This is a genomic window from Caballeronia udeis, from assembly GCF_044909315.1.
In the GTDB taxonomy this organism is placed as follows: Bacteria; Pseudomonadota; Gammaproteobacteria; order Burkholderiales; family Burkholderiaceae; genus Caballeronia; species Caballeronia udeis_A.
In genome coordinates this window covers 1-23,624 of record NZ_JBIYEB010000052.1, presented here as the reverse complement: position 1 = coordinate 23,624, position 23,624 = coordinate 1, and the positions used below count along the sequence as shown (strand labels likewise).

Here is a 23,624-nt window from a genome sequence, read left to right as displayed (position 1 = left end):
CGTACGAGGCGCCCGCGCGACTTGACATCATTGCTGTCGAAGGTCTTCGAACGTGTTCAATGTGCCCTGACATTGACCAATCGCGGGGCGGCCGTCGATCTAACCATCAAGTGCTACAGGGCGTGCTGAACGGTACGCGCTGAACCCGAAATGTCCTCGCCAACTCCGGCTACCGTGTTGCAGCCTGCCAACGAAAGCAACGCACCAAGAAGCGACAACATGGTTACCCAACGTCCAAACGTGTTCATCACCATCATCCAATTTGCGGCTACCGGCCGTCGTGCGGGGCGCAGTTCGCGCCGTAGTCTTTTCCACTATTCAGCGTAAAACTCCGATAACAATATGTCATCGACTTGCCACGGCAGCACCTCGGGAAACGCATCGAGGTCCAGGCCGGTTTCGTTGCTCGCTATGCTCCGAGCTTTAGACCAGACAATATCGAGCCATGCCTCGTCACTGAATTTGCCACGCAAACTCGGCGCTTCACCCAACACGTATGCCACCTCTTTGCGCTGTGTCCGGATCGTGAACTGCCAGCTCTTGCTACGTCGCCCGGGCTGGTATTGCCACTTCAGAAGATGAGCCAACAGGACCGACATGCGGCTCGCCAGCTCGCGTTGCTCACTTTTGCCCACGTCCTCAATCTCCTCTGCGATGTGCTCAACGTCGATAGAGGTTAGTTTGCCCGCACGCAAAAGCTCTGCTTGCTCATTGGCCCACGCCACCACGTCTTGTTCGTATCTCGTTCCCATGATTGTTCCGTATCGAGACAATGAGTAGATTATAGGTGCACTTGCGCACCAGGTTAGCGCCCTTTCGCAGCCTTTGAGATAGTCTTCCGTGCGTGATCGAGAACGTTGTCGGGGCAAACCCGGCGCCGCGCGCTATCTGGTGCCGCGAGATACGCTTTCCATGTCGATAGCGCGATGGGGAACGCTTGCCCCCTATTGAGGGCCGCAAGCGCGTCAGCCTGCGTTATACCAGCCTTCTCGATAAGCGCGCGCAGCGCAATACCGTTATCAAGAACTTCGTTCATAGCCCATACAGACGGTGTACAAGTGCACCAAGAATATCATGGGCGGCCGGGTGCCGATAATGGCCGATTCAGCCGTTTTCCTTGGCTGTTCACAGCCTGTGCGGCGCCTGGGTCGCTATGGTCGGGGGTCCGCGGTGACGGGTCAACGCATAGCTGCTTACAGCGTATTACCGAAAACGCCAGCCGTGCCCCTGCTGCGCGCGAAACATCTCGAACCCATTGGCTTTCTCAAGCGCGATGCGACGGTCGATCGCATCGCTCGATACGGTGTTGAAATCGAACAAGCCATAGTGATGCGCGATCATTGTGCGGGCGTCACCGTTACGCGCCAACGCTACCGCTTCGTCAAGCGTGAAGTTCCCCGGCACACCATTGCCGCTACGCTGCGCATCGCGTCCGTTGACCGGCAGCAACGCAACATGCGGTGCATGCGCGGCGACCGCTTCCTCAAGTCCCGGGTAAGGAATGCAATCGCCCGAATGATACAAACGAACACCCCCGGCATCGATCACATAACCGAGCCACGGATAGTTGCCATTCGAGTCCCGGTCCAGCGTCTCATGCGCCGATGCTATCGGTGAAACGAAACACCTGTCGAGTACTTCCGCCCGATCTCCCGCATTCACTGCAATCAGCCGATCGATGCCAACGCCAGATCGTTTGACCGCTTCATCAACCACCGCAGCGGGCACGGCAAAGCGAGCTTGCGGGAATCTCCGTGCCAGCGGCTGCAACGTACCCGGGTCCATGTGATCCGTATGCCGGTGCGTGCACAACACAAGGTCCAGCCTATCCAGTTCGTCGGGCAGGATGGGCGCCGCCATCATCCTCGTGTGCGGAAACTTCGTGCCCTGGTATTTCTCCGCCAGCGAATCCGACAGGTACGGATCGATCAGCATCCTGAACCGGTCGAACTCGATCACAAAACCCGCTTGCCCCAACCAATGCAAGGTCACTTCACCGGATCGAGGCCCCGAACACGGATCAAGAAGCCGGTCACTCAACGACGTATTGAACGTCTCGACGTGCAGACCCGGCAGCGTGATTACATCACCAGCAGACATAACCGCCGTCGGCAAGGACGATCGATCCGGTCATCAGGCTGGCTGCATCGCTGGCCAGGAACAGGATGACTGCTGCCACTTCATCAACGCGTCCCATCCGGTTCATCGGCGTACCGCCAACCCAGTGCTGCAATTTCTCCTTGTCCTGGTAGACATAGGTATTCATCTCGGTGTCGATATACGTCGGCGCAACGGCATTCACGCGCACGCCGCGTGCGCCCCACTCCGCTGCCAGCGACTTCGTCAGATGATGGACCGCCGCCTTCGACGCGTTGTAGTTCGCCTGCTCCTGCGGCCGGTTGACGATAAACCCCGACATGGACCCCACGTTCACAATGCTGCCCGCGCCGCGCTCGAGCATGCCCCGGCCGAACGCGCGGCAGGCCCGGAACACGCCGTTGAGATTCACGTCGATGACCTTGTTCCAGATCTCGTCGGTCATGGTTTCGGCCGGATGATTCGAAATCGCGATGCCCGCATTGTTGACCAGCACATCCACGCGGCCGTGGCGCGCAACGACAGCGTCGTTGACGCGCTGGGCAGCGCCGGGATCGGTGACATCGAAGCGTTCGGTCTCCACACGAAAGCCCTTCAAAGCCAGCGTTTCGGCAGCCTTCGCCAGCAAGTCGGCGTTCATGTCCGTCAGCACCACCAGCGCACCGGCTTCGGCCAGCGCCTCGGCGGTGGCGAGACCGATACCTCGCGCTGCACCGGTGACAACGGCGACTTTGCCGGTCAGCTTGAACTTCTCGAGATACATGCATTGATCCTTATATAGGTTGAGCGGGCACTGGCTTGCCGGCCTGGGCGGCGATCCGGCTGATCTCGTCGAACTCGGGGCCGCGCACCGGAATGTCGACATGAAAGACTTCGGCGATCACGCGGGTCCAGCCATGGATAAAGTAGGTCCAGCCATCCTCTATCTGAAGCGCACGCGCAGTTTCCTGAGCCCGCGCCTGATCGAGGAAAACCAGCTTGCCGCGATAGTTCAGGTCCCACACGACCGCGCGTTCCGGGAACACGGCCGCGTTGCTCAACGGCGAACCCGGTGCATCCTTTCCGAGTCCGGTGGCATTGATCACCAGCGCGCCCGGCGACAACCGCTGCAAGACGGCGTCGTTATCTTCGGCTTTCGGCGCAACAATATATTCGCATGGAACATCGAATTCCAGTTCGCGGTGGATACGTTCGATCTCTTCCAGCCTGCCCGCCGATCGATTCGACACAATGACCTTCGAAGGACGGTTTGCGCCACGTTCCTTCTGCATCAGATGCCAGGTCAGCGCGATAGTCGACCCACCCGCGCCCATCGAAAAAACTTCCGCACCGGTGGTGGCGAAGTGATCCTTATGGAGAAAACCATCGAGCGCAAAACCCGATGTGATCGGATCTTTAGCATGACAGATTAATTTTCCGTCCTGCTTCGAGAGGCAGCTCGTTTCACCCATGACCTGCGCGGCCGGATCGATCACATCAAAGAGATCATGGCAGGCCGCGTACAAATCGATCTTGTGCGTGGTGACCAGTGCGCCGAGCGACAGCGGGTCATGCTTGAGGAATTCGACCGCTTGCCTGTACGCTTCGGGCGAAGCGTGCGGCTGGAAATCGATACCCTTCATTTCCACGTCGCCAAGTCCAAGATGCTTCGCCCATTCCGGGAACACGCGCATGATCGAACTTTGCGCGGTCGTCACGCCAATGAAATAGAACGTGGGCCGCGCGGCGGGTTGATAGAGCGTCATCGCGATACTCCTTCCGCGGCCATCACACCGCGCGCCAGCAAAGCCTCGATCTCCTCCTCCGTGCGTGGCTTGTAGTGCGGATTCGGCACGCTGCGCCATGAACCCGCCCCGTCATCGACAATGCGCAGCTTCATGCCGTTGGACTGTTCGATGATCGCGTAGTCCTGACCCGAATCCGCCGGATAACAGAACAGCATCACGAAGTCCTCCTGCCCAAGATTCACTGACCGGTGAATCCACCGCGGCGGCACGTAACAGGCCGTGTTCGCCCTGATCTCGATCACGCGCGTATCGCCCGCCGGCGACTCCATCACCATCACACCCAGACCCTTGAGCCCGAAGTACAACTCGGGCCGGTCGATAGCCGCATGAATGTGGCCCCGCGTCATGAAGAACTCGTCGCCCACCTTGCCGGGGCTCATGCGGGTCACGCCGGTGATCAGGTCGCCCGGGTTGCTGTTGGGCCGGTGATCGGTGACTTCATACACCACCTCGTCGCCGCGAGCGGCTGCGAGCACATCGAACGCAACACGATCGGCATACAGGCCGCCCAGGTCGCGCAGGAACTTCTGGTAGCGCGAGTCGGTGCCGGTCATCAAGCCGGTCTGCAAGTCGACATCGAAGGAACGCGGTTCAGGCCATTGCATCGGGTCCATCTCCTTGAAATTGCAAGCCGCTTCACCTTGATGAACCCCAGTGGAGTAATCAATGAGCTTTATCGAAGGCTAAACGTTAGTTTTAATAATGATAACTTTAATTAAAACTCAAAACACGGGGGTTTTCCCCGAAACACAATCCGTGTATTTCCGTTTAATGATAGCTATACTATCGTTCATGATGTGCAGACACAACGTTATTCCCACTAACGTTTTGCCACACGCAAGATATGCAAATTCGCGGCCAAGTCAGGCTCTCGGGCAAGACGGCTCTTCAAGAGCGGCGCGAGCCAACCCGCAGGAGAGATTCGATGCACGAACACCCGTCACCCGAGCGCAGCCCGTCCCGGCATGCCGTTAACGCGCTGCGCGAAGCGCTCGGAGCCGATGTAGTCAGCCTGCCGCACGAGTTCGCCGGGCGAAAGAATTCGGACTCGAGCCGCATGCCGTCCGAGGAACCGCTTGCGCTGATCCGGCCGCGCAATACGGAACATGTCGCCACCGCGCTGCGGATCTGTCATGAGCACGGGCAACCGGTCGTCACGCAAGGCGGCTTGACGGGACTCGCGGGCGGCGCGACTTTCCTCGGCGGAGAAGTGGCGTTGAGCCTGGAACTGATGAACGGCATTGAAAGTATCGATACGGTCAGCGCAGCCATGACGGTGCTGTCCGGCACACCGCTGCAGATCGTCCAGGAAGCGGCGGACGCTGCCGGCTTCATGTTTCCGCTGGATCTCGGCGCGCGCGGAAGCTGCACGATCGGCGGCAATCTCGCGACCAACGCGGGTGGAAACCGCGTGATCAAGTACGGGATGATGCGCGACCAGGTGCTGGACATGGAAGCCGTGCTGGCCGATGGCAGCATTGTTGGCGGCTTGCGCAAGATGATCAAGAACAACACCGGGTATGACCTGCGCAACCTGTTGATCGGCAGCGAAGGAACGCTGGCGGTCATCACGCGCGCCGTGCTGCGCTTGCGGCCGAAACCGCGTGCGGTATCCACCGCATGGTGCGGCCTGCCGAACTACGACGCCGTGACCACGTTGTTGCGGCGCGCGCAGGAAAGCTTGCCGGCGGGTGTGTCCGCGTTCGAAGTCATGTGGCCGGGTTATTACGATTTCGTGCTGTCGCGCCTACCCGGATTACGCGCGCCGCTTGAAGGAAAACATGCGTTCTACGTGCTGCTGGAAAGCAGCGGCGCCGATCCCGGGCGTCAGGCGGACGCCTTCGAAGACTTCCTCTCGGGCATGCTCGAAGAAGAACTGATCAGCGACGCCGCCCTGGCTTCGTCGGAGTCGGATGCCGCTGCGTTCTGGGCCATTCGCGACGCACCCGGTGAATATCAACGGCTGATTCCAGGCCGCGTTTCCTTCGACGTCAGCTTCTCGATCGCCGATGTGGGTGAAGCCGCTCGCCGCTGCGAACAACAGCTTCGCGAGCACTGGCCCAACGCGACCATCCTCATCTACGGACATCTGGGCGACGGCAACCTGCATATCGTGGTGCAGGAACCCGACTGGCCGCGCGACACCGCGCCCAAGGTGCAGGCCGTGGTGTACGCCGTAACCGGCGAGATGAGCGGATCGGTATCGGCGGAACACGGCATTGGCACGAAGAAGCTGAAGGTGCTGGCGTTGTCTCGCACTCCTGCTGAACTCGCCGCCATGCGCGCCGTCAAGGCCGCGCTCGATCCGCTCAATATCCTCAATCCCGGCAAGCTGCTGCCGCCCTGACCCGATACTTTTTTATGTTGTTCAACACCGCCAAACCCCAACAAAAGGAGGAGACATGACGCGGTTCGTAAAGCAGGTGATGTGTGGTGTAGCACTGGCAGTCGCAAGCGTAATGGCGACGGCCCCGGCGTTTGCTGCCGACAAGATGAAAGTGGGCATTTCCATGAAGGTACTCAATGCGCCTTACTTCTCGGCTGCGATGGAGTCGGCCAAAGCACGTGCCACGGAACTCGGCGCCGACGTCATTACGGCCGACGCCCAGGGCAAGATGGGCAAGCAGATCTCGGACGTGGAAGACATGTTGACGCGTGGCATCAAGGTGCTGATCATCGACCCGGCCGATCCTAAGGGTCTCGTCAATGCGGTGAACACGGCCACTGCCGCAGGTGTGAAAGTGGTCGTGATCGACAGCACGCTCGACCCGAAGGCCAACTACCTGACGCTCGTGCAATCGTCGAATCGCGAGAACGGTGCGCTGGTCGGCTCGTGGGTGGTCGACACCATGGGCGACAAGCCGCTGAAGATCGCATTGATCTCGGGCGAGAAAGGCAATCCGGTCGGCAAGGAACGGCGTGATGGCGTGATCGAAGGGATTGTCGAGGCGCAGCTCGCCAAGACCGGCAAGGTCAACCTGCAGATTGTCGGCCAGGGCTGGGGCAACTGGTCGGATGAAGGCGGCCTGAAGGCGATGGAAGATTTGCTGGTCGCGAACAAGGACATCAACATGGTGCTCGGTGAAAACGACAGCATGGTCCTTGGCGCACGCCGGGCAATCGAAAGTGCGAACCGCCAGGGCATCACGCTGGTTGCCGCGGCCGACGGCCAGAAGGAAGCGCTCAACCTGATCAAGCAGGGTAAGTACGGCGCGACCGCGCTGAACGATCCGGCGCTCGTTGCGCGCACGGCGGTGGACATCGGCATGAAGGCAGCGAAAGGTGAAGCGACCAACGTGCCGAAGATTTCCTACACGCCGTCCGCTGTGATCAACCAGAGCAACGTCGACAAGTTCTACAACCCGAAAGCGATCTTCTGAAGACGCGCGGGTTCATGCAACGCGCGCCGGCCGGACCGGTGCGCGTGCATTCTGGAGACACCTTCATGATTCCGTTTATCGCCCTTACCGGCGTCGACAAGCGCTTCGGCGGCATTCACGCCATTGAAGGCGTCGACTTCGATGTCCTCAGCGGCGAAGTCCATGCACTCGTCGGCGAGAACGGCGCGGGCAAGTCGACGCTGATGCGCATTATCGGCGGCGGCCATCAACCCGATGCCGGGACGATCCAGGTCGAAGGACAAGAGATATTCTTTCGCAATCCGCATGCGGCCATGGAAGAAGGCATTGCGGTGATCCATCAGGAAACAGCGCTGGCGCCGGATTTGTCAGTCGCTGAAAACGTGTTCCTCGGCGCGTTGCCGGCCATGATCGACTGGCGTTCATTACGCAAGCGAGCGCATGAATTGATCGCGAGTCTCGGCTTCGACATCGACCCTTCCGCGCTGGTCAGCAGCCTGTCCACAGCGCAATGCCAGGTAATAGAGATTGCCAAGGCGCTGAGCCGGCAAGTGAAACTGCTGGTGCTGGACGAACCCACTGCCGCGCTCGCGCCGTCAGATGCCAACAAGCTTCTGGAAATCGTGCGCGACCTGCGCTCGCGCGGCGTGGGCATTGTGTATATCTCGCACCGGCTGGAAGAAGTGTTCGCCATCGCGGACCGCATTACTGTGCTCAAGGATGGCAAGCGCGTGGACACCGTCAAGCCTGCCGATCTCGGCATGGATGAACTCATTCGCAAGATGGTCGGCCGCCCGCTATCCGTGCTGTTCCCGCAGCGTCACGCAAAGCTCGGCGACGAAGTGCTGAAGGTAACGGGCCTCGTACGCGGCCATGCGGTGCGCAACGTGTCGTTCACGCTGCGGGCCGGCGAGGTGGTCGGGCTCGGGGGCCTCATAGGCTCGGGACGCACGGAAGTCGCCCGGCTGATCTTCGGCGCGGACACACGAGACTCCGGCACCATCGAACTGAAACAAAAGCTGCTGTCGATCCGCTCGCCAATGGCGGCGGTCAAGGCGGGCATCGGCTTCGTCCCTGAAGACCGCAAAGGCCAGGGCGCGGTTTTATCGATGCCGATCCGCGTCAACGCCACGCTCGCCGCCCTTCAGTCCGTCAGTCGCCCCGGTGGTTTCCTGGCGTTCGGCCGCGAGCGCGCGTTCGTTCAGAAGCTGATGGAACAACTGCGCATCAAGGCCCGTTCGATGGACGCCGATGTCTCCACGTTGTCCGGCGGTAACCAGCAAAAAGTCGTGCTCGCCAAGTGGTTTCATGCGGACGGCGACCTGATCATCCTCGACGAACCTACGCGCGGTGTGGACGTAGGCGCCAAGGTGGAAATCTATACGCTGATCAACCAGCTTGCGGAACGGGGCAAGGCGGTGCTCGTGATCTCGTCGGAGCACCAGGAGTTGATGGGCCTGTGCGACCGCATTCTCGTGATGGGCGAAGGCGAGATTCGCGGTGAACTCCAGCCCGCCGATTTCAGCGAAGAGCAGATTCTCTCGCTCTCCCTGCGTCGCGCGCCGGACGAAGCGCCCGCCGCGCTCACCCACTAAACCAGACTCGGAGACCCGCATCATGAATCCCAGCGCCGTCACTCAGAAAACGCATCAGGCGCAGTCCGGCCAGACACACGCAAGACAGTGGTGGTCGGTCGCGCGCCGCTTCAACACGGTCGTCATCCTGATCGTGCTCGTGATCGCCGCGTCGTTCGTGTCGAGCGACTTCTTCTCGGTGCCAAACCTGTCCAACATCTCGCGTCAGGTCGCGGGCGTCGGCATCATGTCGGTGGGCATGCTGCTCGTTGTGCTGACCGGCGGTATCGACTTGTCGGTCGGCTCCATTGCGGCGCTGGGCAGCGTGGTCTCGGCCATGCTCATTCCCCAGTACGGCCTGAGCGCCGCGCTGCTCGTCACGCTGCTGGTCGGCGGCCTGTGCGGCTTTGTATCGGGCGCGTTGATCGCGTGGTTCCGCCTCACGCCGTTCGTCGTCACGCTCGCGATGATGACCGTTGCGCGCGGCGTGGCGATGATCGTCTCCAACGGCTCGCCGATCCTCGTCGACGATGCCGGACAGGCGTTGCTCGACTTCGGCCGTCACTCGTACTTCGGCGTACCGGGACCGACGCTCGTAATGTTGTTCGTATTCCTGATTGGCGGGATTGCGCTGAACCGGCTTCGTGCCGGCCGCGTGGTCCGCGCGATCGGATCGAACGAGGAAGCCGTGCGGCTCTCGGGTGTACCCGTCGCGCGCCATGTGCTCGGCACCTATGTCAGCTCGGGACTGCTTGCGGCGCTTGCCGGCATCATCTCGACCTCGCGTGCCGGAGTCGGTGCGCCAACAGTGGGCGTGGGCGACGAGCTGACCGTGATTGCCGCGGTCGTGATCGGCGGCGCGAGCCTGGCGGGCGGTAAAGGCGGTGCGGTGAATACGCTGATGGGCGTGCTGATCCTGGGGGTGATCGGCAACATCATGAATCTCGCCAGCGTGCCGGGTTACCATCAGCAAGTGGTAATGGGCGTGATCATTGTCGCGGCTGTCCTGTCGCAGCGCGGCGCCCGCTTCTGGCGCCGCTAGGCGAGTTTGATCCACGAGTCCGATACACTTGGCAGCCTGGCCTTTTGGCTGCACGGGGCGCCGCTTGCGGCGCCCCGTTCACAATGAACGAAGGAACATCGAGTGCCCGATTACAACATCCTCGAACTGATCGACCGCGCGCGTCCCGGCCTTCGGCGCGGCAGCCGGCAAGTGGCCGAGTACATCCTTGCAAACCTGGCTTCGATCCCTGACATCAACCTGGCCGAGCTTGCCCGCAACGCGCAGGTCAGCGAGCCGACCGTGCTGCGCTTTTGCGCAACGCTCGGCTGCAACGGCTTCAAGGACTTCAAGATCCGCATGGTGCAGAGCCTCGCGCTCGGCGCCCCTGCCACGCACTCGGTACTCGCCAAAGGCGACGACCCGGAGACCATTGCCACCAAGATCTTCGACTACACCATCACGAGCCTCGACTGGGCTCGCAAGAAGCTGGACTTTGCGGCTATCGGGCGGGCGGTGGATTTGCTGGCCAAGGCACGGCGGATCGAGTTCTTCGGCTTCGGCGCCTCAGGCATTGTCGCGCTCGATGCGCAGCAGAAGTTCCCCCTCTTCGGCGTGCCATGCGTCGCCCATCAGGATTCGCACCAGCAGTTCATTGCCGCGTCCATGCTCAAGCCCGGGGACGCGGTCGTAGCCATCTCGAACACCGGCGCCACCCGTTCGCTGATCGAAGTCGCGCGGACCGCCCGCGAACGCGGCGCAAGCGTCATTGTGATTACCGGATCGAATAGCCCGCTCGCGAGTTTCTCGGACGTCGCGGTGATTGCCGAGACACTGGAAAATACAGATGTCTATACGCCCACCACGTCGCGGCTCGCGGCGCTTGTCATTATCGATATCCTCTCGACCAGCGTCGCGCTGCGCAAAGGCGATGCTCATACGCTCGCCGTGCTGGAGATGAAAAAACGCCTGGCCGACATGCGCTCGACCGGCGTCATCTGATAGCGGCGGCGCTGGCCAGCTGAAAGGACATTGAAGGCATCAAGCCTTCCAAACGGCACTCGCCCCGGACCTGAGAAGCTGCACTGCCAGCCTCCAGGCTCAATTCTGTAAGAATTACTAGCGTTTCAATAAATTGTTGTGCAAATAATACGCATATAGATCTAATGTTCCTTACGAACCCGAAAGTAAATATCATTTCACGAAAATGAAATCGGGCCACATTAAGGTTCGTCGAGCCGGACGTCCAGTACCCTTCGAAATCCTTACATATCGGTGGTTACAGGGCGATTCGCCTGCTTGTGATCGGGTGGGTCCTGTGCGAGACGATTTGGGATGCTAATTATTTCGGCTATATGAATTTTTGGCACGTTGCCTTAGAAAGCAACGGAATAACCAAACAATCAAACAACAGTGGACTTTCGGACCCGATCAAATAAGGATATCTCCTCTTTTACACACTGAAGCACAACAAAATGAAAATCCAAAAGACCACCGCTGCCATCCTCGCGTTCGGCGCATTTGCCGGCGCTGCTCACGCACAAAGCAGCGTGACGCTGTACGGCCTGGCCGACGCCGGGTTCCTCTTCAACAACAACGTCAAGGGCAGCAAGCTCTACGGTCTGTCGAGCGCCAACTCGTCGCGTTGGGGTTTGACGGGTGCTGAAGACCTGGGCGGCGGCCTCAAGGCGATCTTCACCATTGAAAATGGTTTTACCCTCGGCACCGGCGCGCTGAGCCAGGGCGGCCTGGAATTCGGCCGCAAGGCCTTCGTCGGCCTGTCGAGCGCTACGTACGGTACGGTATTGCTGGGCCGCCAGTACTCGGCAAGTAACGACGCCACCTCCTCGTTCGCATCGGGCGCCGACTGGGCCGCATCCGGTCTCGGCTACGGTACGCGCGCAGGCGACGTCGATAACGTGGATACGTCGAACCGCATCCAGAACGCCATCAAGTACACGAGCCCGAACTACCGTGGCGTGACGGTCGGCGTCATGTATAGCCTGGGTGGTCAGGCCGGCCAGTTCTCGCGCAACGCAGTCACCGACGCAGCCGTGTCGTACGTCAATGGCCCGATCAAGCTGGGTGTGAGCTACGACTTCACCAAGGACCCGTACTACTCGACGTTCGGCAACCAGGGCAACTCGTCGACGCCGACTTCGGCCGCGGGCGGCACCAACAACATGCCAAGCCGTATTTATGGCGGCTACGCGTCGGCAGGCTCGCAGCAGATCATCACGGCCGGCGGTTCGTACGTGCTCGGCTCGGCAACGATCGCGCTGCTGTACTCGAACACGCAGTTCCAGAACCTTGGTCAGGTCAATGCAATTGGCAGCTACGGCACCAAGTACAACGGCGGCACCGCTACGTTCAATTCGGGCGAACTGAACGTGAAGTACGCGCTGACCCCGGCACTGACGCTGGCTGGCGCCTACATCTACACGCATAACAGCGGCGCAGATGGCGTGGGCAGCGCCAAGTACAACCAGTTCAACCTGGGCACCATCTACTCGTTGTCCAAGCGTACGTCGGTATACGCAATCGGCTTCTTCGAAACGGCTTCGGGTGTGGATTCGACGGGCAAGCAGGCTGTAGCTGACTTCAGCGGTTCGTCCTACTCGTCCAACAATCACCAGTTGGCAGCCATTGTCGGCATCACGCACAAGTTCTAAATGTCTATACAACGCCTGGGGGCTGTACTCCTAAGCGTTTCTTGAAGCACACGGCCTTCTCTCTTCGGATTCAACCGGACAGCGAAGGCCGTTTTTTTGCCTCACACGCCGGTCGCGTACCCGCCATCCACAGGCAAGGTCACGCCCGTGATGAACGCTGATGCCGGCGACGCCAGAAACAACGTCGCGCCAACCAGGTCATCCACTTCGCCCCAACGCTTGAGCGCGCTGCGCGCCGCGATCTTCTCCGCGCTGGCCGGCACTTCCCATAACGCGCGTGTCATGTCGGTGCGGTGGTAGCCCGGCGCAATCGCGTTCACCCGTACCCCTGCCGGGCCGAACGCGTGAGCCAGCGAACGCGTCAGGCCGAGAATGCCGGTCTTGCTGGCGCAATAGGCCGGCACATCCACGTCGGCGATATAACTCAGCATGGACGCCACGTTGACGATCGATCCACGCGCGTGCTCGAGTTTGTCGCGCACAGCCACCGCGAGGCGCATGGCTGCCGTCAGGTTCACGTCGATCACTTCGCGAAAGACATCGTCACGATATTCATCGACGGGACGCGCAACGCCGGCTGCATTCACGAGCACGTCGAGAACGCTCAACTTGCCGGCGAAATCCTTGATCGCCTCGTTGTCGCGAACATCCAGTTGCTCGAAGCGGATGCCTCTAAGCGTGGTATCCGCGCGCAATCCTTCGAGCTTGTTCGAAGAGCTTCCGGTTGCAATCACCTCTGCGCCCAATGCTGCAAAACCCCTTGCGATCGCGAGACCAATGCCGCTGGTCGCGCCCGATACGAGGACCGTCTTGCCCTCGAAGAGGCCGGGACGGAACGCGGCTGTTTCCGCGCCTTTGAGTTCGCCTGTCATGATGTTGTCTCGCTTTTAAATGTCTTGATCGAGTCGTGCTGCATAGCGGTCCATCGCCTTCAACGCGGCAACGACCAGGGGTGCATCAACGGGATACGGTTCGTTGTGGATGATCTCGCCCGCCCGGCATGCGCGCTTCGCCACGGTCCCGAGCGCCGCTTCGTCGCTTGCCTCGACGTTGATCTGCGCGAGACGCGTAGGCAGGCCCACGGCGCGGCAGAAACGGAACACGCGAGCCCGTTCGTCGTCAGGCACCGCCGATAAAAACAGCGACGCCAGCACGCCGATAGCGACCTTCTCGCCATGCAGCAAACCGTGCGATGAAGGCAGGTCCGCGAGGCCATGATGAATGGCATGCGCGGCGGCCACGCCGCCCGACTCGAAGCCTATGCCCGAGAGCAGCACGGTCGCTTCCAGCGTGGCATCGAAGTCCGGTGTGACGATCTGCGCGCGGCAATCGTCCACCGCCTGCACGGCATGCGCGAACAAGGTATCGCGGCATAACTTCGCTGCCTCGAAAGCCAACGCCGTACCGCGGCCGCCGCAAAGATTCTTCGCATAGGCACGGCGGCACGCATCGGCTTCGTAGAAGGTCGCGAGCGCGTCCCCAATCCCGGCGATAAAAAAGCGCACGGGCGCGCGTACGATCAGGCTTGTATCAAGCAACACGAGATCCGGATTGCGGCGCACGAAGCGGTCGCGCACGACCCTGCCCTCCTCGTCGTAGATCACGGCGAGCGCTGAACACGGTGCATCGGATGCGGCAATGGTCGGCACGCACACGAAAGGCAGGCGCAGGTCGTCAGCGGCAGCTCGGCCCGTATCGACCACCTTGCCGCCACCGAACGAGACCACGATGTCGGCCCCGCTCTCGCGAATCCACGCTGCCGCAGCGGCGACCGAGCGCTCGGTGCATGCGGCATCGACGCTACGCACGGCGAGCTTCACGCGCTCCGCTTTCGACAACGACGGTTCAAGCAGAGCCGCCACGTTGCTGTCGACAAGACAAGCTGCATGTGTACCCAGGCACGCAAGTTCCGCGTCGAGTGAATCGAGCGCGCCCGCGCCCTGGACGTATCGAGAAGGGAAGATGCTGGTTCGGAGCATGACGGGTTCAGGGAGAAGGGATGAGTTGAACGCCGAGTGCGTCGGCGAGTTCGTGTTCGGAGCGCACGAAACGCGCGCTCTCGGGAAAGCTTGCGACAGCGCTTTCATGCTCGGGCCACGCGAGCACCCGCATGCCGGCCGCGATAGCCGCGCGGGCGCCGGTCGGGCTGTCTTCCACCACGATGGCTTCCCCGGGCCTCACGTGCAGCAACCACGCAGCGCGCTGATAAGGCTCGGGGTCGGGCTTGCCGGCGCGCACGTCGTTGGCGCTGATGGAGATCAGTTGCGGGTCCTGCAAGTCGAGTGCGCGAAGACCGGCCTCAAGCAACATGCGCGATGAATTCGACACAATCGCTTGCCGCGTTCCCGCTGCCCGCACCGCGTGATAGACGCTGAGCGCACCGGGTCGCGGCTGTATTTTCGAGGCTTCGGACAGATAGTGCCGCGCTCTTGCCATCGACCATTGTCCATAGTCGAAATCGATCCCGAAACGCTCGCAGCAGTACGCGTGAACTTCGCGGCCCGTCTTGCCGAATATCGATGCATGCAGGTCGTCGCCCGCTTCTATTCCATGCTGCGTCAACACGGCGACGAGCGTGCTCAGATGCAGCGCTTCACTGTCGGCGAGCGTGCCGTCCATGTCCCATAACACGGCCTTGATTACCTGCTTCATGCATGACCCTCGGCGAGACGATCCAGGTCGTCGTAGAACTGTTGCGAGCTTGCGTAGAGACGCTCGAAGATCGGCATCATCCGGTCGTACACGTCACTGGCCCGCGGGTCCGGCAAGACCTCTCGTTCGAACTGAACGAAGGCCGCGACCGCATCGCCCAGATTCGCGAACTGGCCGTGTGCGGTCGCGGCGAGAATCGCGCAGCCGATCACGCCGCATTCGAGTTGCGCCGGCACGAGGATAGGCGTGCGATACATGCTTGCCTTGATCGCAAGCCAGAGAGCGGCCCTCGCGCCGCCGCTTGCCGCGACCAGCCGCTCCATGCGCACGCCCGCCGATTCGATCACGCCGATATGCCGCCGCACGCCGAACGCGACGCCTTCCAATACCGCGCGATGCAGATGCGCCGTTCCATGCTTCGCCGCAATGCCAAAGAACTGCGCGCGTGAATTCGAATGCTCGCCAAGCCTTTCGCCGGTCAGATAAGGCAGGAAGAAAAGCCCTTCGGAACCGACCGGCGCATCGGCTGCTTTCTCCGCAACGGCCTCGTAGCCCAGGGTGTTTTCATGAAATGCGCGACGCGCCCAGCGCACTGCATCACCACCTGAGTCGAGCAGCATGAACCTTCCCCAAAGCCCCTCAACCGTGACCACGTTCGAGACTTCCGGGTGCAGCATGGGGGTGTCCGCGATCACGGTGATGATCGACGACGTGCCGGTGATATCCGAGCCAAGGCCGGGTCCGTACACGCCTGAGCCTAGTATGGAGAGTGGATAATCCGCACCGCCCACAAGCACCGGTATCCCTTCGCGAAGGCCGGTTGCGCGAGCCGCTTCAGAGCTGACCGTGCCCAGTATTTCCTGCGGCGAACGGATGGGCGGGAGCTTGCTGCCGTCAAGACCGAGTGCATCGAGCATGGGCTGGGACCACGACCGCGTGACCGGGTCCATCAGGAAGCTCGTTGATGCGTCGCTCCAGTCCCAGGCACGCTCGCCTGTCAGCCGGAAGTTGATGAAGTCCTTCGGCATGAACACCGTTGCCGCTTGCTCGTATGCATCGGGTTCGTTCTGCTTGAGCCATTGCAGTTTGAAACCGGGCCATGCCGGTGTTGCCGGGTTGGCCGTCAACGGCAGATACGAAGTGGCGGCATGACTCGCGCGAAAAGCGGCCACCTGGGCAAGCGTGCGTTTATCGTTCCAGAGTGGTGCGGCTTCGCGGGTGAGCTGACCGTCCGCATCGATGAGGACCGTGCCATGCATCTGGCCGCATGCGCAGATAGCCACGATGTTTTCAGCAGCATGGGGAGTGCTGCCAAGGACCTCCCGGATTGCACCGGCTACTCCCTGCCACCAGTCGATGGGGCGCTGCTCGGACCAGCCGTAGCGCGGCACGATCTGCTCGTGTTCGCGCGCCGCAATGCTCACTATGGTGCCATGCGAATTGACCAGGGCAGCGCGCGCGCTGCCCGTGCCGACGTCAATGGCAAGGTAATACGTCTCCATCACTCGAATCCCCAGGTGTTGCCTGAACGAGCAAGCAATCGCTCACGGGACTGGCGTGCGAGCGATTGCGTCTATGTTTTATTAACGTTATTTTGACTACGTTTTTTTCTCATGTCAAATGATCCATTTACCATAAATAGCGACTTATTCTCTGTATCGCCTTCTCATACGCACGAGTTATCGTTGTTTTTGCTAACTTTATGAAGGGTCAATTCCAGCAATTTGAAACCTAGTGTCCCCCTGCTCCCGCAGCCGCTGCGCTGCCGTCCTTGCCCGGTTTGGTGAGCCAGATCAGCGGGATGATCGCGATGAAAATAACCGCCGAAAGCCAGAAGATATCGTTCAGTCCAAGCATGGCCGCTTGTGCGTTGAGGGACGATTCGAAGAACGCCATTGCTTGCGTCGTGCTTCCTCCAAGCATGTTCTGCAATGCATTGATACTCGCGACGAAGTTCGGATTGTTGACGCTCGTTTGTTCAGCCAGTTGGGCATGATGCAGGATTGTCCGGTCGTTCCAGCCGGTGCTGACGAGCGATGTTCCAACGGCACCCGCAAAGACCCGCGTGAAATTTGACAGCCCTGCGGCGGCGGGTATCTTGTCGGCCGGCAAGCCGGACAAGATGATCGCCGTCAGCGGCACGAAGAACAGCGCGGTAGGAACGCCCTGCAACAAGGTCGGCACGACCAGGGTCCAGGTATCGACGCCTGTCGTGTAAAACGACCGCATGAAAAACACGCCGGCGAAACCGAGAAAGGCCAGCGTGGCAAGCACCCGTGCATCGCTCTTCGGCATGATCTTCGCCATCACCGGCGCAAGCAGCACAGCGAAGATACCCAGCGGCGCCGTGGCAAGACCGGCATCGACAGAACGATAGTTCAGGTACTGCTGCATCCACTGCGGCAAGATCACGAGGTTCGAAAAAAAGACGGCGTACGCGACTGAAATCGCGATGGTTCCCCCCATGAAATTACGTCCCATGAAAAGCCGGAGATTGATGATCGGATTTTTTTCGGTCAACTCCCAGACCATGAAGAACACGAAGCTGATCAACGCAATAAGGCCCAACGCGACAATCACCGGCGAGGTGAACCAGTCGAGGTCCTTGCCTTTATCGAGCATGATCTGCAACGAACCGACCCAGACGATCAACGAGATCAGACCCACTTTGTCGATGGGAATCCGCTTGACCGGCGTTTCGCGTGTCCGGTAGATCGCCCACGTCACACCGGCTGCAAACAGGCCGACGGGAATGTTGATGTAGAAGATCCAGGACCAGGAGTAGCTATCGGTGATCCAGCCACCCAGCGCGGGTCCGACGATCGGGCCGACTGTCGCCGTCATGGCCCACAACGCTAGCGCGTGCGAGCTCTTTTCCTTCGGATACGAACCGAGCAGGATGGCTTGAGACAGCGGGATCAGCGGACCGGCGACCGCGCCTTGCAGGATCCGCGCGCCAAGCAGTACGGGAAGGTTCGGCGCGATGCCGCACAACCACGAAGACATCACGAACAACAGGATCGCCCACACGAACAGCTTCACCTGCCCGACCCGTTGCGTGAGCCAGCCAGTCAGAGGAATTGAAATGGCATTGGCCGCGGCGAAGAGCGTAATGACCCACGTGCCTTCATCGACCGAGACGCCCATGTTGCCCGAGATGGTCGGGATCGCAACATTCGCAATCGACGAATCCAGCACGTTCATGAAGGTGGCAAGCGCAACGGCAAGCGTGGCAAGAACCAGCTTCCCGCCGGTGAGTGGCGCAAGCGCACCGGACTGAGACGACGTATTCATGGCTGCTCCCAAGGACACATTTAATCTGACCTGTCAGATATATGATTAAAAAAATGCGCTTAACCGGCGCGATGGGGTTGTGCTTGATCGCGCTTCGCCAGGGTCCTGGGAGCGGCTACCGGACCTGCCGGCATGTTGGCGGCGATCACCTTGGCAATCTCCGCATCGGCTTGCGCGCCGTATTGCTCGAATACACCGGTCATGTAAGACGTGTTGGTTGCAGCGGCCAGTTGCGTACCGGATTCGTCGCGCGTTTCGACTTCGACGTCCATCGACAAGCCGATGCGCAGCGGATGCTGCTGAAGCTCACGCGGGTCAAGCTGGACACGTACCGGCAAGCGTTGCACGACCTTGATCCAGTTGCCTGTCGCGTTCTGTGCCGGCAGCACGGCGAACGCGCTGCCCGTGCCTGCGGAAAAGCCCACCACACGGCCGTGATACTTGACGCTCGAACCGTACACATCGGCCGTCAGCGTGACCGGCTGACCAATGCGCATGTGCCGCAACTGCCCTTCCTTGAAGTTGGCGTCGACCCACACACCGTCCAGCGGCACGATCGCCATCAGCGGGTTACCTGGGGCAACACGCTGCCCGACCTGCACCGAACGGCGCGCGACGTAACCCGTCACCGGCGCGGGCAAGGTGTTGCGGGCATAGCTCAGGTAAGCATCGCGGACCTTACTTGCGGCAGCCTGGACATTCGGGTGTTGCTCGATCGATGTGCGGTCGGTGAGCACGTGGTTCGCTTCGGCTTGCTGGCGTATGGCGTCGAGTGAGGCTTGTGCGCTCTTGACGGCGTCGCGGGCATGCGAGACGTCTTCCGCCGATACCGCCCCGGTGTTCTCCACCGCCTGGCGGCGTTGCAGGTCCGAGTTGGCTCGGGCGAGATCCGACTCGCGCTGAGCGACACTCGCGGCATAAAAGTCGTTGTTGACGTAGAGGCTGCTCACTTCTCGCACGGTCTGCCCAAGCGTGGCTTCCGCATTACCGAGCGCAACTCTTGCATCGGCAGGATCCAGCGTCACCACCGGATCGCCAGCCTTGACGATCTGCGTATCGTCGGCGTTCACCGCGACAACCGTACCGCTGACTTGCGGCGTGAGTTGTACGAGATTGCCACTGACATAAGAGTCGTCGGTCGACTGATAGAAGCGCGCATCGGTGTAGTAATACGTACCGTAGGCGATGGCCGAGACGACGATTGCTGCGCCAAGCAAGGAAAGCAGCAGCTTGCGTTTCGTGCCCGGCACGCTCTCTTTAGGTAAGGCATCCTTGGCTGTTTCGTTTGAATCCGCCGTCACGCGGTCGGACTGGATGGTATCGCTCATTGCAAACTCTCTTGACGAGTCAGTGGAATGCCGGCTCAGCGCGCGGCAACAGTTTGTGAAGACGAAGGGGTGCTGGTGTCCGTACCGGTGTCGATGTAACCGCCGCCGAGTGCCGAGGCGAGTGCAATCTGCTGGTCACGACGGTTCATTTTCAGATCGACGACGGCCTGGTCCGCCGACAACGCGTTCACGTCGGCGTTGAGCACGGTCAGTTGATTCGTGAGGCCGCCCTTGTACTGGACAATCGCGAGTTCATCGGCGCGATGTGCGGCTTCCTGTGCGGTTTGTGCATCGACAAGTTGTGCATCCGTCGACCTGATCTGCGCGAGTTGCGTCGCGACATCGCTTAGCGCGCTGACAAGCGTCTGGTTATAGGTCGCAACCGCATAATCGAAATCGGCGTAACGGCCTTTGAGTTGAGCGCGTAATGCGCCGGCATCGAAGATCGGCAAGTGGATCGCCGGACCAGCCGTTGCGGTTCTGCTCGCCGCCGTCAGCAAGCGGCCAAAGCCGAATGCGTCCAGGCCAATCGAAGCGCTCAAGTTGATGTCCGGATAAAACTCGGCCTTCGCTTCCTTCACATCATGTGTGAGAGCGTCCACACGCCAGCGCGCGGCGACCAGGTCGGGCCGGCGGCTGACGAGATCGGCCGGCAGGTTGTCGGGGAGCAGCACCTGGTCCCCCGCCCCAAGCGTCGGACGCTGGATCGTCAAGCCGCGATCCGGTCCCGCGCCAAGCAACGCGGCAATCTGGTAGCGCGTCGTGAGAATCTGGCCGTCGAGCGCGGTCAAGGATGCGTGACTTGTCGCGACGTTTGCCTGCGCCGTCTTGCGCTCCACTTCAGTGTCCAGCCCGGTCGCAATCCGGCCCGCCGCAATACGTTCGATCTGGTCGCGTTGCGCGACTTCGCTAACGGCGATATCGCGCTGGTCGTAAAGCCTCGCAAGCAGGTTATAAGCGCGGGCAATCGACGTAGTCAGCGTCAGCTTCACGACTTCGGCATCCGCTTCGCTCGCCTGCGTTTGCGATACCGCCGCCTTCAGCGCTTCACGATTCTTGCCCCACAGGTCGAGGTCATACGAAGCGGACGCAAGCAGCGTGTTTTCCGTCTGCCATGAACCCGCGTAAGGCGGAGGCACGAGCGCGTTGCCGGAATATTGCTGGCGGGTCATCGAATAGTCCGCGCCGACCTTCGGCATTGTGTTGGCCTTCGCCGTTTCGCTATAAGCATTGGCCGAAGCAATCCGGGCACGCGCCTGATCGAGGGACGGACTGTTCTTCAACGCTTCGGCAATCAATGCTTTCAGTTGCGCGTCACCGAATTGATCAGCCCAACCGGCCGCCGGCCAATGACCGCTCTCCGACGGAATGCTTTGCGTCGTCTCGTACGATTGCGGCTGGGCCATCTGATGGTCGCTGTGGATGCCCGAGTAGTTCGCACATGCCGACAGCACCGCGGCAAACATCACCGATACGCCCGCAGTCAACGCTCTCGAACCGACCGACTTCTGATTTAACTGTGTTTTCATTTTCTGACTTGTCAGATAATTGGATAAAAAAACGGATCACCTATCCAGCGTACTTATTCAGGTTACCTACTCTTCAAGAAATTTACGAAGCAGGCGGCGCAACTCTTCAAACTCGGTCTTGCTGAAATGCTTCAGGTGGGCGTTCAACACGTCCGGTGCGACTTCCGGAATCCGGGCGGCGACTTCCTCGCCCTTTTCCGTCAACGTCAGGTTAACGACACGGCGATCTTCAAGGCTGCGTGAGCGCTGCAGCAACTCCTTCGCTTCCAGCTTGTCGAGCATGCGCGTCATCAGGCCGGTATCGATTCCCAGCACCTTCGACAACTCGAACGGCGTTGCAGCCTGACCAAGCGTAAGCGACATCAGGATACCCATCTGCTGGCTGGTGATATCCAGGTCCTTCAGTGCTGCATCCATCTCGACTGTCAGGATGTTGCGCGATTTGTTGATCAAGAAACCGACGCTCTGAGTCGGACGAAAAAAGGTTTCCTTGCTGTAGTGATTCATCGCTGTCTCCGTTGATGAGTCGCATATTATTTGACTTAGCAGATATTGTCAACACAGATTCTTCACGATGAGTCACGGCGTCAGGTAATTGTAAAAACCCGCATGAACGGTCCCTGGTCATTGATCTCACTGGCATGTCAGAATCCGCCAAATGATCACATTCGAGGATACCGGGGCGATGGAAATTCACGTAAACATTCGCGGCCGCGACGACCTGAGCGGACAGATCTACCGGCAGTTGCGCAGCGGTATTGTCGAGGGCCGGCTGGCGGCGGGCGAACGTCTGCCCTCCACGCGCGATCTCGCCATGCAACTTGGCGTCTCGCGCAAGACAACGCTCGATGTCTTTGAACGCTTGACCACCGAAGGGTATCTTCGTTCGCGTCCCGGCGACGGGACCTTCGTGGCCGAAGGCTTGACCCGCGTGCCGACGCATCCCGCCGACGCAATGAAGCATCAGGCAAGGACCCAGGCAATCTGGTCATCCATGCCCGTCCAGCTTTCAATGCCCAGGCACAACGTTGTCTATCCGTTTGATTTTCTAGGCGGCGTGACCGACAAGCGCCTGTTTCCCTTCGACACCTGGCGTCGATGCGTCAATCACGCAGTGCGATTGCAGGCACGTGGGCACGGGCAGTATCGCGATCCGGCCGGCGAACAGGAATTGCGCCTCGCCGTGTCGCGTTACCTGGCGTTCAGCCGCGCCGTGGCAAGCAACTGGCAGGACGTGATCGTCACGCACGGCGCGCAGCAGGCAATCGATCTGACTGCACGTGTGGTGCTGCGTCCCGGCGACGTGGTCGCGGTTGAAGAACCCGGATATCCGCCTGCGCGTGCGGCGTTCGTGGCGGCCGGCGCGAAGATAATCGGCGTGCCTGTCGATGAGCAGGGTTTGATTGTCGAGCAATTGCCGAAGAATGCCCGGCTCGTCTATGTGACGCCGTCGCATCAGTTTCCACTAGGCATGCCGATGAGTCTCGAGCGTCGCGTGGCGTTGCTCGAGTGGGCGCAGCGCCAGGGCGCGGTCATCATTGAAGACGACTACGACGGTGAGTTCCGCTTCGAAGGCCGGCCAGTGGAGCCGCTCAAGAGTCTCGACCGGGCAGGTCTGGTGGCTTATGTCGGCACGTTCTCAAAGACCATCTTTCCTGAGCTGCGGGTGGGTTATGTCGTGCCGCCGGCGTCGCTGAATGAAGCTATACAGAAGGCCAAGCAGATAAGCGACTGGCATACCTGCTCGTTGACGCAAGCGGCGCTGGCTAAATTCATGCTTGACGGCGACTTCGCCAAGCATCTTCGACGTATGCACAAGCACTACGAGGATCGTCGCAGAACGCTTGTTTCGTCCCTGCAAAACGAACTTGCCGAATGGTTCGAGCCACTGATTCCCGCAGCAGGAATTCATATGACCGCACAGTTGAAAGGATCGTTGAAGGAGAAGCTGTTGACCGGCGGCGCTCTCGATCCTTCCATAGGCTTGTACGGGATCTCGGCGTTCTACATGAACCGGCCCACGCAGGAAGGCCTGATCTTCGGCTATGGCGGGATCGGGTCGGATGACATCAGGATCGCGATGAAGACGCTCGGGACTCGCTTGTCGAAGATGGGGTAGGTCGCGAGAGGTTGGGGTTTGGGTTCTGGGTGGTTTTAGGGTTAGCGGTCGTGGTTTGTGCCGGGTTGCCAGGTTCTTGCGTTAGCGGTCGGGTCAATGCCGGGTTGCTGCTTTCAGGGTTAGTGGTCTGCGAGAGTCGGATTTTCTCTTTATCACTATTAGCCACTGTGCGTGGCGGCACGTCATTTCTTTGTCCAAAGCGACAAAGAAACG

General features: G+C 60.4%; 20 protein-coding genes. 7 read left to right on the top strand and 13 right to left on the bottom strand.

All coding sequences use genetic code 11. The features are described 5' to 3' along the window. Positions 1-314: 314 nt before the first annotated feature. From ABH944_RS42350 to ABH944_RS42330, 5 genes are all read right to left on the bottom strand, one after another. On the bottom strand, positions 315-752 hold the full coding sequence (locus ABH944_RS42350) for a DUF29 domain-containing protein (RefSeq protein ID WP_404615037.1): 438 nt from the start codon (positions 750-752) through the stop codon (positions 315-317). Positions 753-1,203: 451 nt separating this feature from the next. Further along, on the bottom strand, positions 1,204-2,100 hold the full coding sequence (locus ABH944_RS42345; RefSeq protein ID WP_404615035.1) for an MBL fold metallo-hydrolase: 897 nt from the start codon (positions 2,098-2,100) through the stop codon (positions 1,204-1,206). Further along, positions 2,087-2,860 (bottom strand): SDR family NAD(P)-dependent oxidoreductase, encoded by a 774-nt coding sequence (locus ABH944_RS42340; RefSeq protein WP_404615033.1) that lies wholly within the window; start codon positions 2,858-2,860, stop codon positions 2,087-2,089. The genes ABH944_RS42345 and ABH944_RS42340 overlap by 14 nt, the downstream gene beginning before the upstream one ends. 10 nt (positions 2,861-2,870) lie before the next feature. Then, entirely contained in the window at positions 2,871-3,842 is a 972-nt protein-coding gene (locus ABH944_RS42335; protein ID WP_404615031.1) for a shikimate dehydrogenase family protein, read from the bottom strand. Continuing rightward, positions 3,839-4,489 carry a glucose-6-phosphate isomerase gene (locus ABH944_RS42330; protein WP_404615029.1) on the bottom strand — a complete coding sequence of 217 codons (651 nt, stop codon included), beginning with the start codon at positions 4,487-4,489 and terminating at the stop codon, positions 3,839-3,841. The genes ABH944_RS42335 and ABH944_RS42330 overlap by 4 nt, the downstream gene beginning before the upstream one ends. Before the next feature lie 320 nt (positions 4,490-4,809). On the opposite strand from ABH944_RS42330, the gene ABH944_RS42325 reads away from it, so the two are divergent. The 6 genes from ABH944_RS42325 (at position 4,810) to ABH944_RS42300 (ending at position 12,489) form a co-directional block, all read left to right on the top strand. Continuing rightward, on the top strand, positions 4,810-6,231 hold the full coding sequence (locus ABH944_RS42325) for an FAD-binding oxidoreductase (protein WP_404615027.1): 1,422 nt from the start codon (positions 4,810-4,812) through the stop codon (positions 6,229-6,231). A 55-nt stretch (positions 6,232-6,286) separates the two neighbouring features. Continuing rightward, positions 6,287-7,264, top strand: a complete 978-nt coding sequence (locus tag ABH944_RS42320; protein WP_404615025.1) for a sugar ABC transporter substrate-binding protein — start codon at positions 6,287-6,289, stop codon at positions 7,262-7,264. Positions 7,265-7,329: 65 nt separating this feature from the next. Then, positions 7,330-8,838 (top strand): sugar ABC transporter ATP-binding protein, encoded by a 1,509-nt coding sequence (locus ABH944_RS42315; RefSeq protein WP_404659709.1) that lies wholly within the window; start codon positions 7,330-7,332, stop codon positions 8,836-8,838. A 22-nt stretch (positions 8,839-8,860) separates the two neighbouring features. Beyond that, positions 8,861-9,859, top strand: coding sequence for an ABC transporter permease (locus ABH944_RS42310; protein WP_404615021.1), 999 nt, complete (start codon positions 8,861-8,863; stop codon positions 9,857-9,859). A gap of 102 nt (positions 9,860-9,961) precedes the next feature. Continuing rightward, on the top strand, positions 9,962-10,819 hold the full coding sequence (locus tag ABH944_RS42305) for an SIS domain-containing protein (RefSeq protein ID WP_404615019.1): 858 nt from the start codon (positions 9,962-9,964) through the stop codon (positions 10,817-10,819). 473 nt (positions 10,820-11,292) lie between these two features. Beyond that, positions 11,293-12,489, top strand: a complete 1,197-nt coding sequence (locus tag ABH944_RS42300; protein WP_404615016.1) for a porin — start codon at positions 11,293-11,295, stop codon at positions 12,487-12,489. A gap of 101 nt (positions 12,490-12,590) precedes the next feature. On the opposite strand, the gene ABH944_RS42295 is transcribed toward ABH944_RS42300, so the two are convergent. The 8 genes from ABH944_RS42295 to ABH944_RS42260 form a co-directional block, all read right to left on the bottom strand. After that, positions 12,591-13,361, bottom strand: a complete 771-nt coding sequence (locus ABH944_RS42295) for an SDR family NAD(P)-dependent oxidoreductase (protein ID WP_404615014.1) — start codon at positions 13,359-13,361, stop codon at positions 12,591-12,593. Positions 13,362-13,376: 15 nt separating this feature from the next. Next, entirely contained in the window at positions 13,377-14,468 is a 1,092-nt protein-coding gene (locus ABH944_RS42290; RefSeq protein WP_404615012.1) for a glycerol dehydrogenase, read from the bottom strand. 7 nt (positions 14,469-14,475) lie between these two features. After that, a complete protein-coding gene (locus ABH944_RS42285; protein WP_404615010.1) occupies positions 14,476-15,141 on the bottom strand; it encodes an HAD family hydrolase in 666 nt (221 codons plus the stop codon). Further along, positions 15,138-16,643 carry a xylulokinase gene (locus tag ABH944_RS42280; RefSeq protein WP_404615008.1) on the bottom strand — a complete coding sequence of 502 codons (1,506 nt, stop codon included), beginning with the start codon at positions 16,641-16,643 and terminating at the stop codon, positions 15,138-15,140. The genes ABH944_RS42285 and ABH944_RS42280 overlap by 4 nt, the downstream gene beginning before the upstream one ends. A 229-nt stretch (positions 16,644-16,872) precedes the next feature. Next, positions 16,873-18,435, bottom strand: coding sequence for a DHA2 family efflux MFS transporter permease subunit (locus tag ABH944_RS42275; RefSeq protein WP_404615006.1), 1,563 nt, complete (start codon positions 18,433-18,435; stop codon positions 16,873-16,875). A 59-nt stretch (positions 18,436-18,494) separates the two neighbouring features. Continuing rightward, on the bottom strand, positions 18,495-19,763 hold the full coding sequence (locus ABH944_RS42270) for an HlyD family secretion protein (protein ID WP_404615004.1): 1,269 nt from the start codon (positions 19,761-19,763) through the stop codon (positions 18,495-18,497). A gap of 35 nt (positions 19,764-19,798) precedes the next feature. Next, on the bottom strand, positions 19,799-21,292 hold the full coding sequence (locus ABH944_RS42265) for an efflux transporter outer membrane subunit (protein WP_404615002.1): 1,494 nt from the start codon (positions 21,290-21,292) through the stop codon (positions 19,799-19,801). 66 nt (positions 21,293-21,358) lie between these two features. Then, entirely contained in the window at positions 21,359-21,799 is a 441-nt protein-coding gene (locus tag ABH944_RS42260; RefSeq protein ID WP_404615000.1) for a MarR family winged helix-turn-helix transcriptional regulator, read from the bottom strand. 178 nt (positions 21,800-21,977) lie between these two features. Here ABH944_RS42260 and pdxR point away from each other — a divergent pair, with 178 nt between their 5' ends. Further along, complete coding sequence (gene pdxR / locus ABH944_RS42255) at positions 21,978-23,411, top strand: MocR-like pyridoxine biosynthesis transcription factor PdxR (protein ID WP_404614998.1); 1,434 nt, start codon at positions 21,978-21,980, stop codon at positions 23,409-23,411. Positions 23,412-23,624: the final 213 nt, after the last annotated feature.

Excerpts from the sequence above, each read along its gene's own strand:
- ABH944_RS42350 (WP_404615037.1), bottom strand. The coding sequence starts at position 752 with ATGGGAACGAGATACGAACAAGACGTGGTGGCGTGGGCCAATGAGCAA.
- ABH944_RS42345 (WP_404615035.1), bottom strand. The coding sequence starts at position 2,100 with ATGTCTGCTGGTGATGTAATCACGCTGCCGGGTCTGCACGTCGAGACG.
- ABH944_RS42340 (WP_404615033.1), bottom strand. The coding sequence starts at position 2,860 with ATGTATCTCGAGAAGTTCAAGCTGACCGGCAAAGTCGCCGTTGTCACC.
- ABH944_RS42335 (WP_404615031.1), bottom strand. The coding sequence starts at position 3,842 with ATGACGCTCTATCAACCCGCCGCGCGGCCCACGTTCTATTTCATTGGC.
- ABH944_RS42330 (WP_404615029.1), bottom strand. The coding sequence starts at position 4,489 with ATGCAATGGCCTGAACCGCGTTCCTTCGATGTCGACTTGCAGACCGGC.
- ABH944_RS42325 (WP_404615027.1), top strand. The coding sequence starts at position 4,810 with ATGCACGAACACCCGTCACCCGAGCGCAGCCCGTCCCGGCATGCCGTT.
- ABH944_RS42320 (WP_404615025.1), top strand. The coding sequence starts at position 6,287 with ATGACGCGGTTCGTAAAGCAGGTGATGTGTGGTGTAGCACTGGCAGTC.
- ABH944_RS42315 (WP_404659709.1), top strand. The coding sequence starts at position 7,330 with ATGATTCCGTTTATCGCCCTTACCGGCGTCGACAAGCGCTTCGGCGGC.
- ABH944_RS42310 (WP_404615021.1), top strand. The coding sequence starts at position 8,861 with ATGAATCCCAGCGCCGTCACTCAGAAAACGCATCAGGCGCAGTCCGGC.
- ABH944_RS42300 (WP_404615016.1), top strand. The coding sequence starts at position 11,293 with ATGAAAATCCAAAAGACCACCGCTGCCATCCTCGCGTTCGGCGCATTT.
- ABH944_RS42295 (WP_404615014.1), bottom strand. The coding sequence starts at position 13,361 with ATGACAGGCGAACTCAAAGGCGCGGAAACAGCCGCGTTCCGTCCCGGC.
- ABH944_RS42290 (WP_404615012.1), bottom strand. The coding sequence starts at position 14,468 with ATGCTCCGAACCAGCATCTTCCCTTCTCGATACGTCCAGGGCGCGGGC.
- ABH944_RS42285 (WP_404615010.1), bottom strand. The coding sequence starts at position 15,141 with ATGAAGCAGGTAATCAAGGCCGTGTTATGGGACATGGACGGCACGCTC.
- ABH944_RS42280 (WP_404615008.1), bottom strand. The coding sequence starts at position 16,643 with ATGGAGACGTATTACCTTGCCATTGACGTCGGCACGGGCAGCGCGCGC.
- ABH944_RS42275 (WP_404615006.1), bottom strand. The coding sequence starts at position 18,435 with ATGAATACGTCGTCTCAGTCCGGTGCGCTTGCGCCACTCACCGGCGGG.
- ABH944_RS42270 (WP_404615004.1), bottom strand. The coding sequence starts at position 19,763 with ATGAGCGATACCATCCAGTCCGACCGCGTGACGGCGGATTCAAACGAA.
- ABH944_RS42265 (WP_404615002.1), bottom strand. The coding sequence starts at position 21,292 with ATGAAAACACAGTTAAATCAGAAGTCGGTCGGTTCGAGAGCGTTGACT.
- ABH944_RS42260 (WP_404615000.1), bottom strand. The coding sequence starts at position 21,799 with ATGAATCACTACAGCAAGGAAACCTTTTTTCGTCCGACTCAGAGCGTC.
- pdxR (WP_404614998.1), top strand. The coding sequence starts at position 21,978 with ATGGAAATTCACGTAAACATTCGCGGCCGCGACGACCTGAGCGGACAG.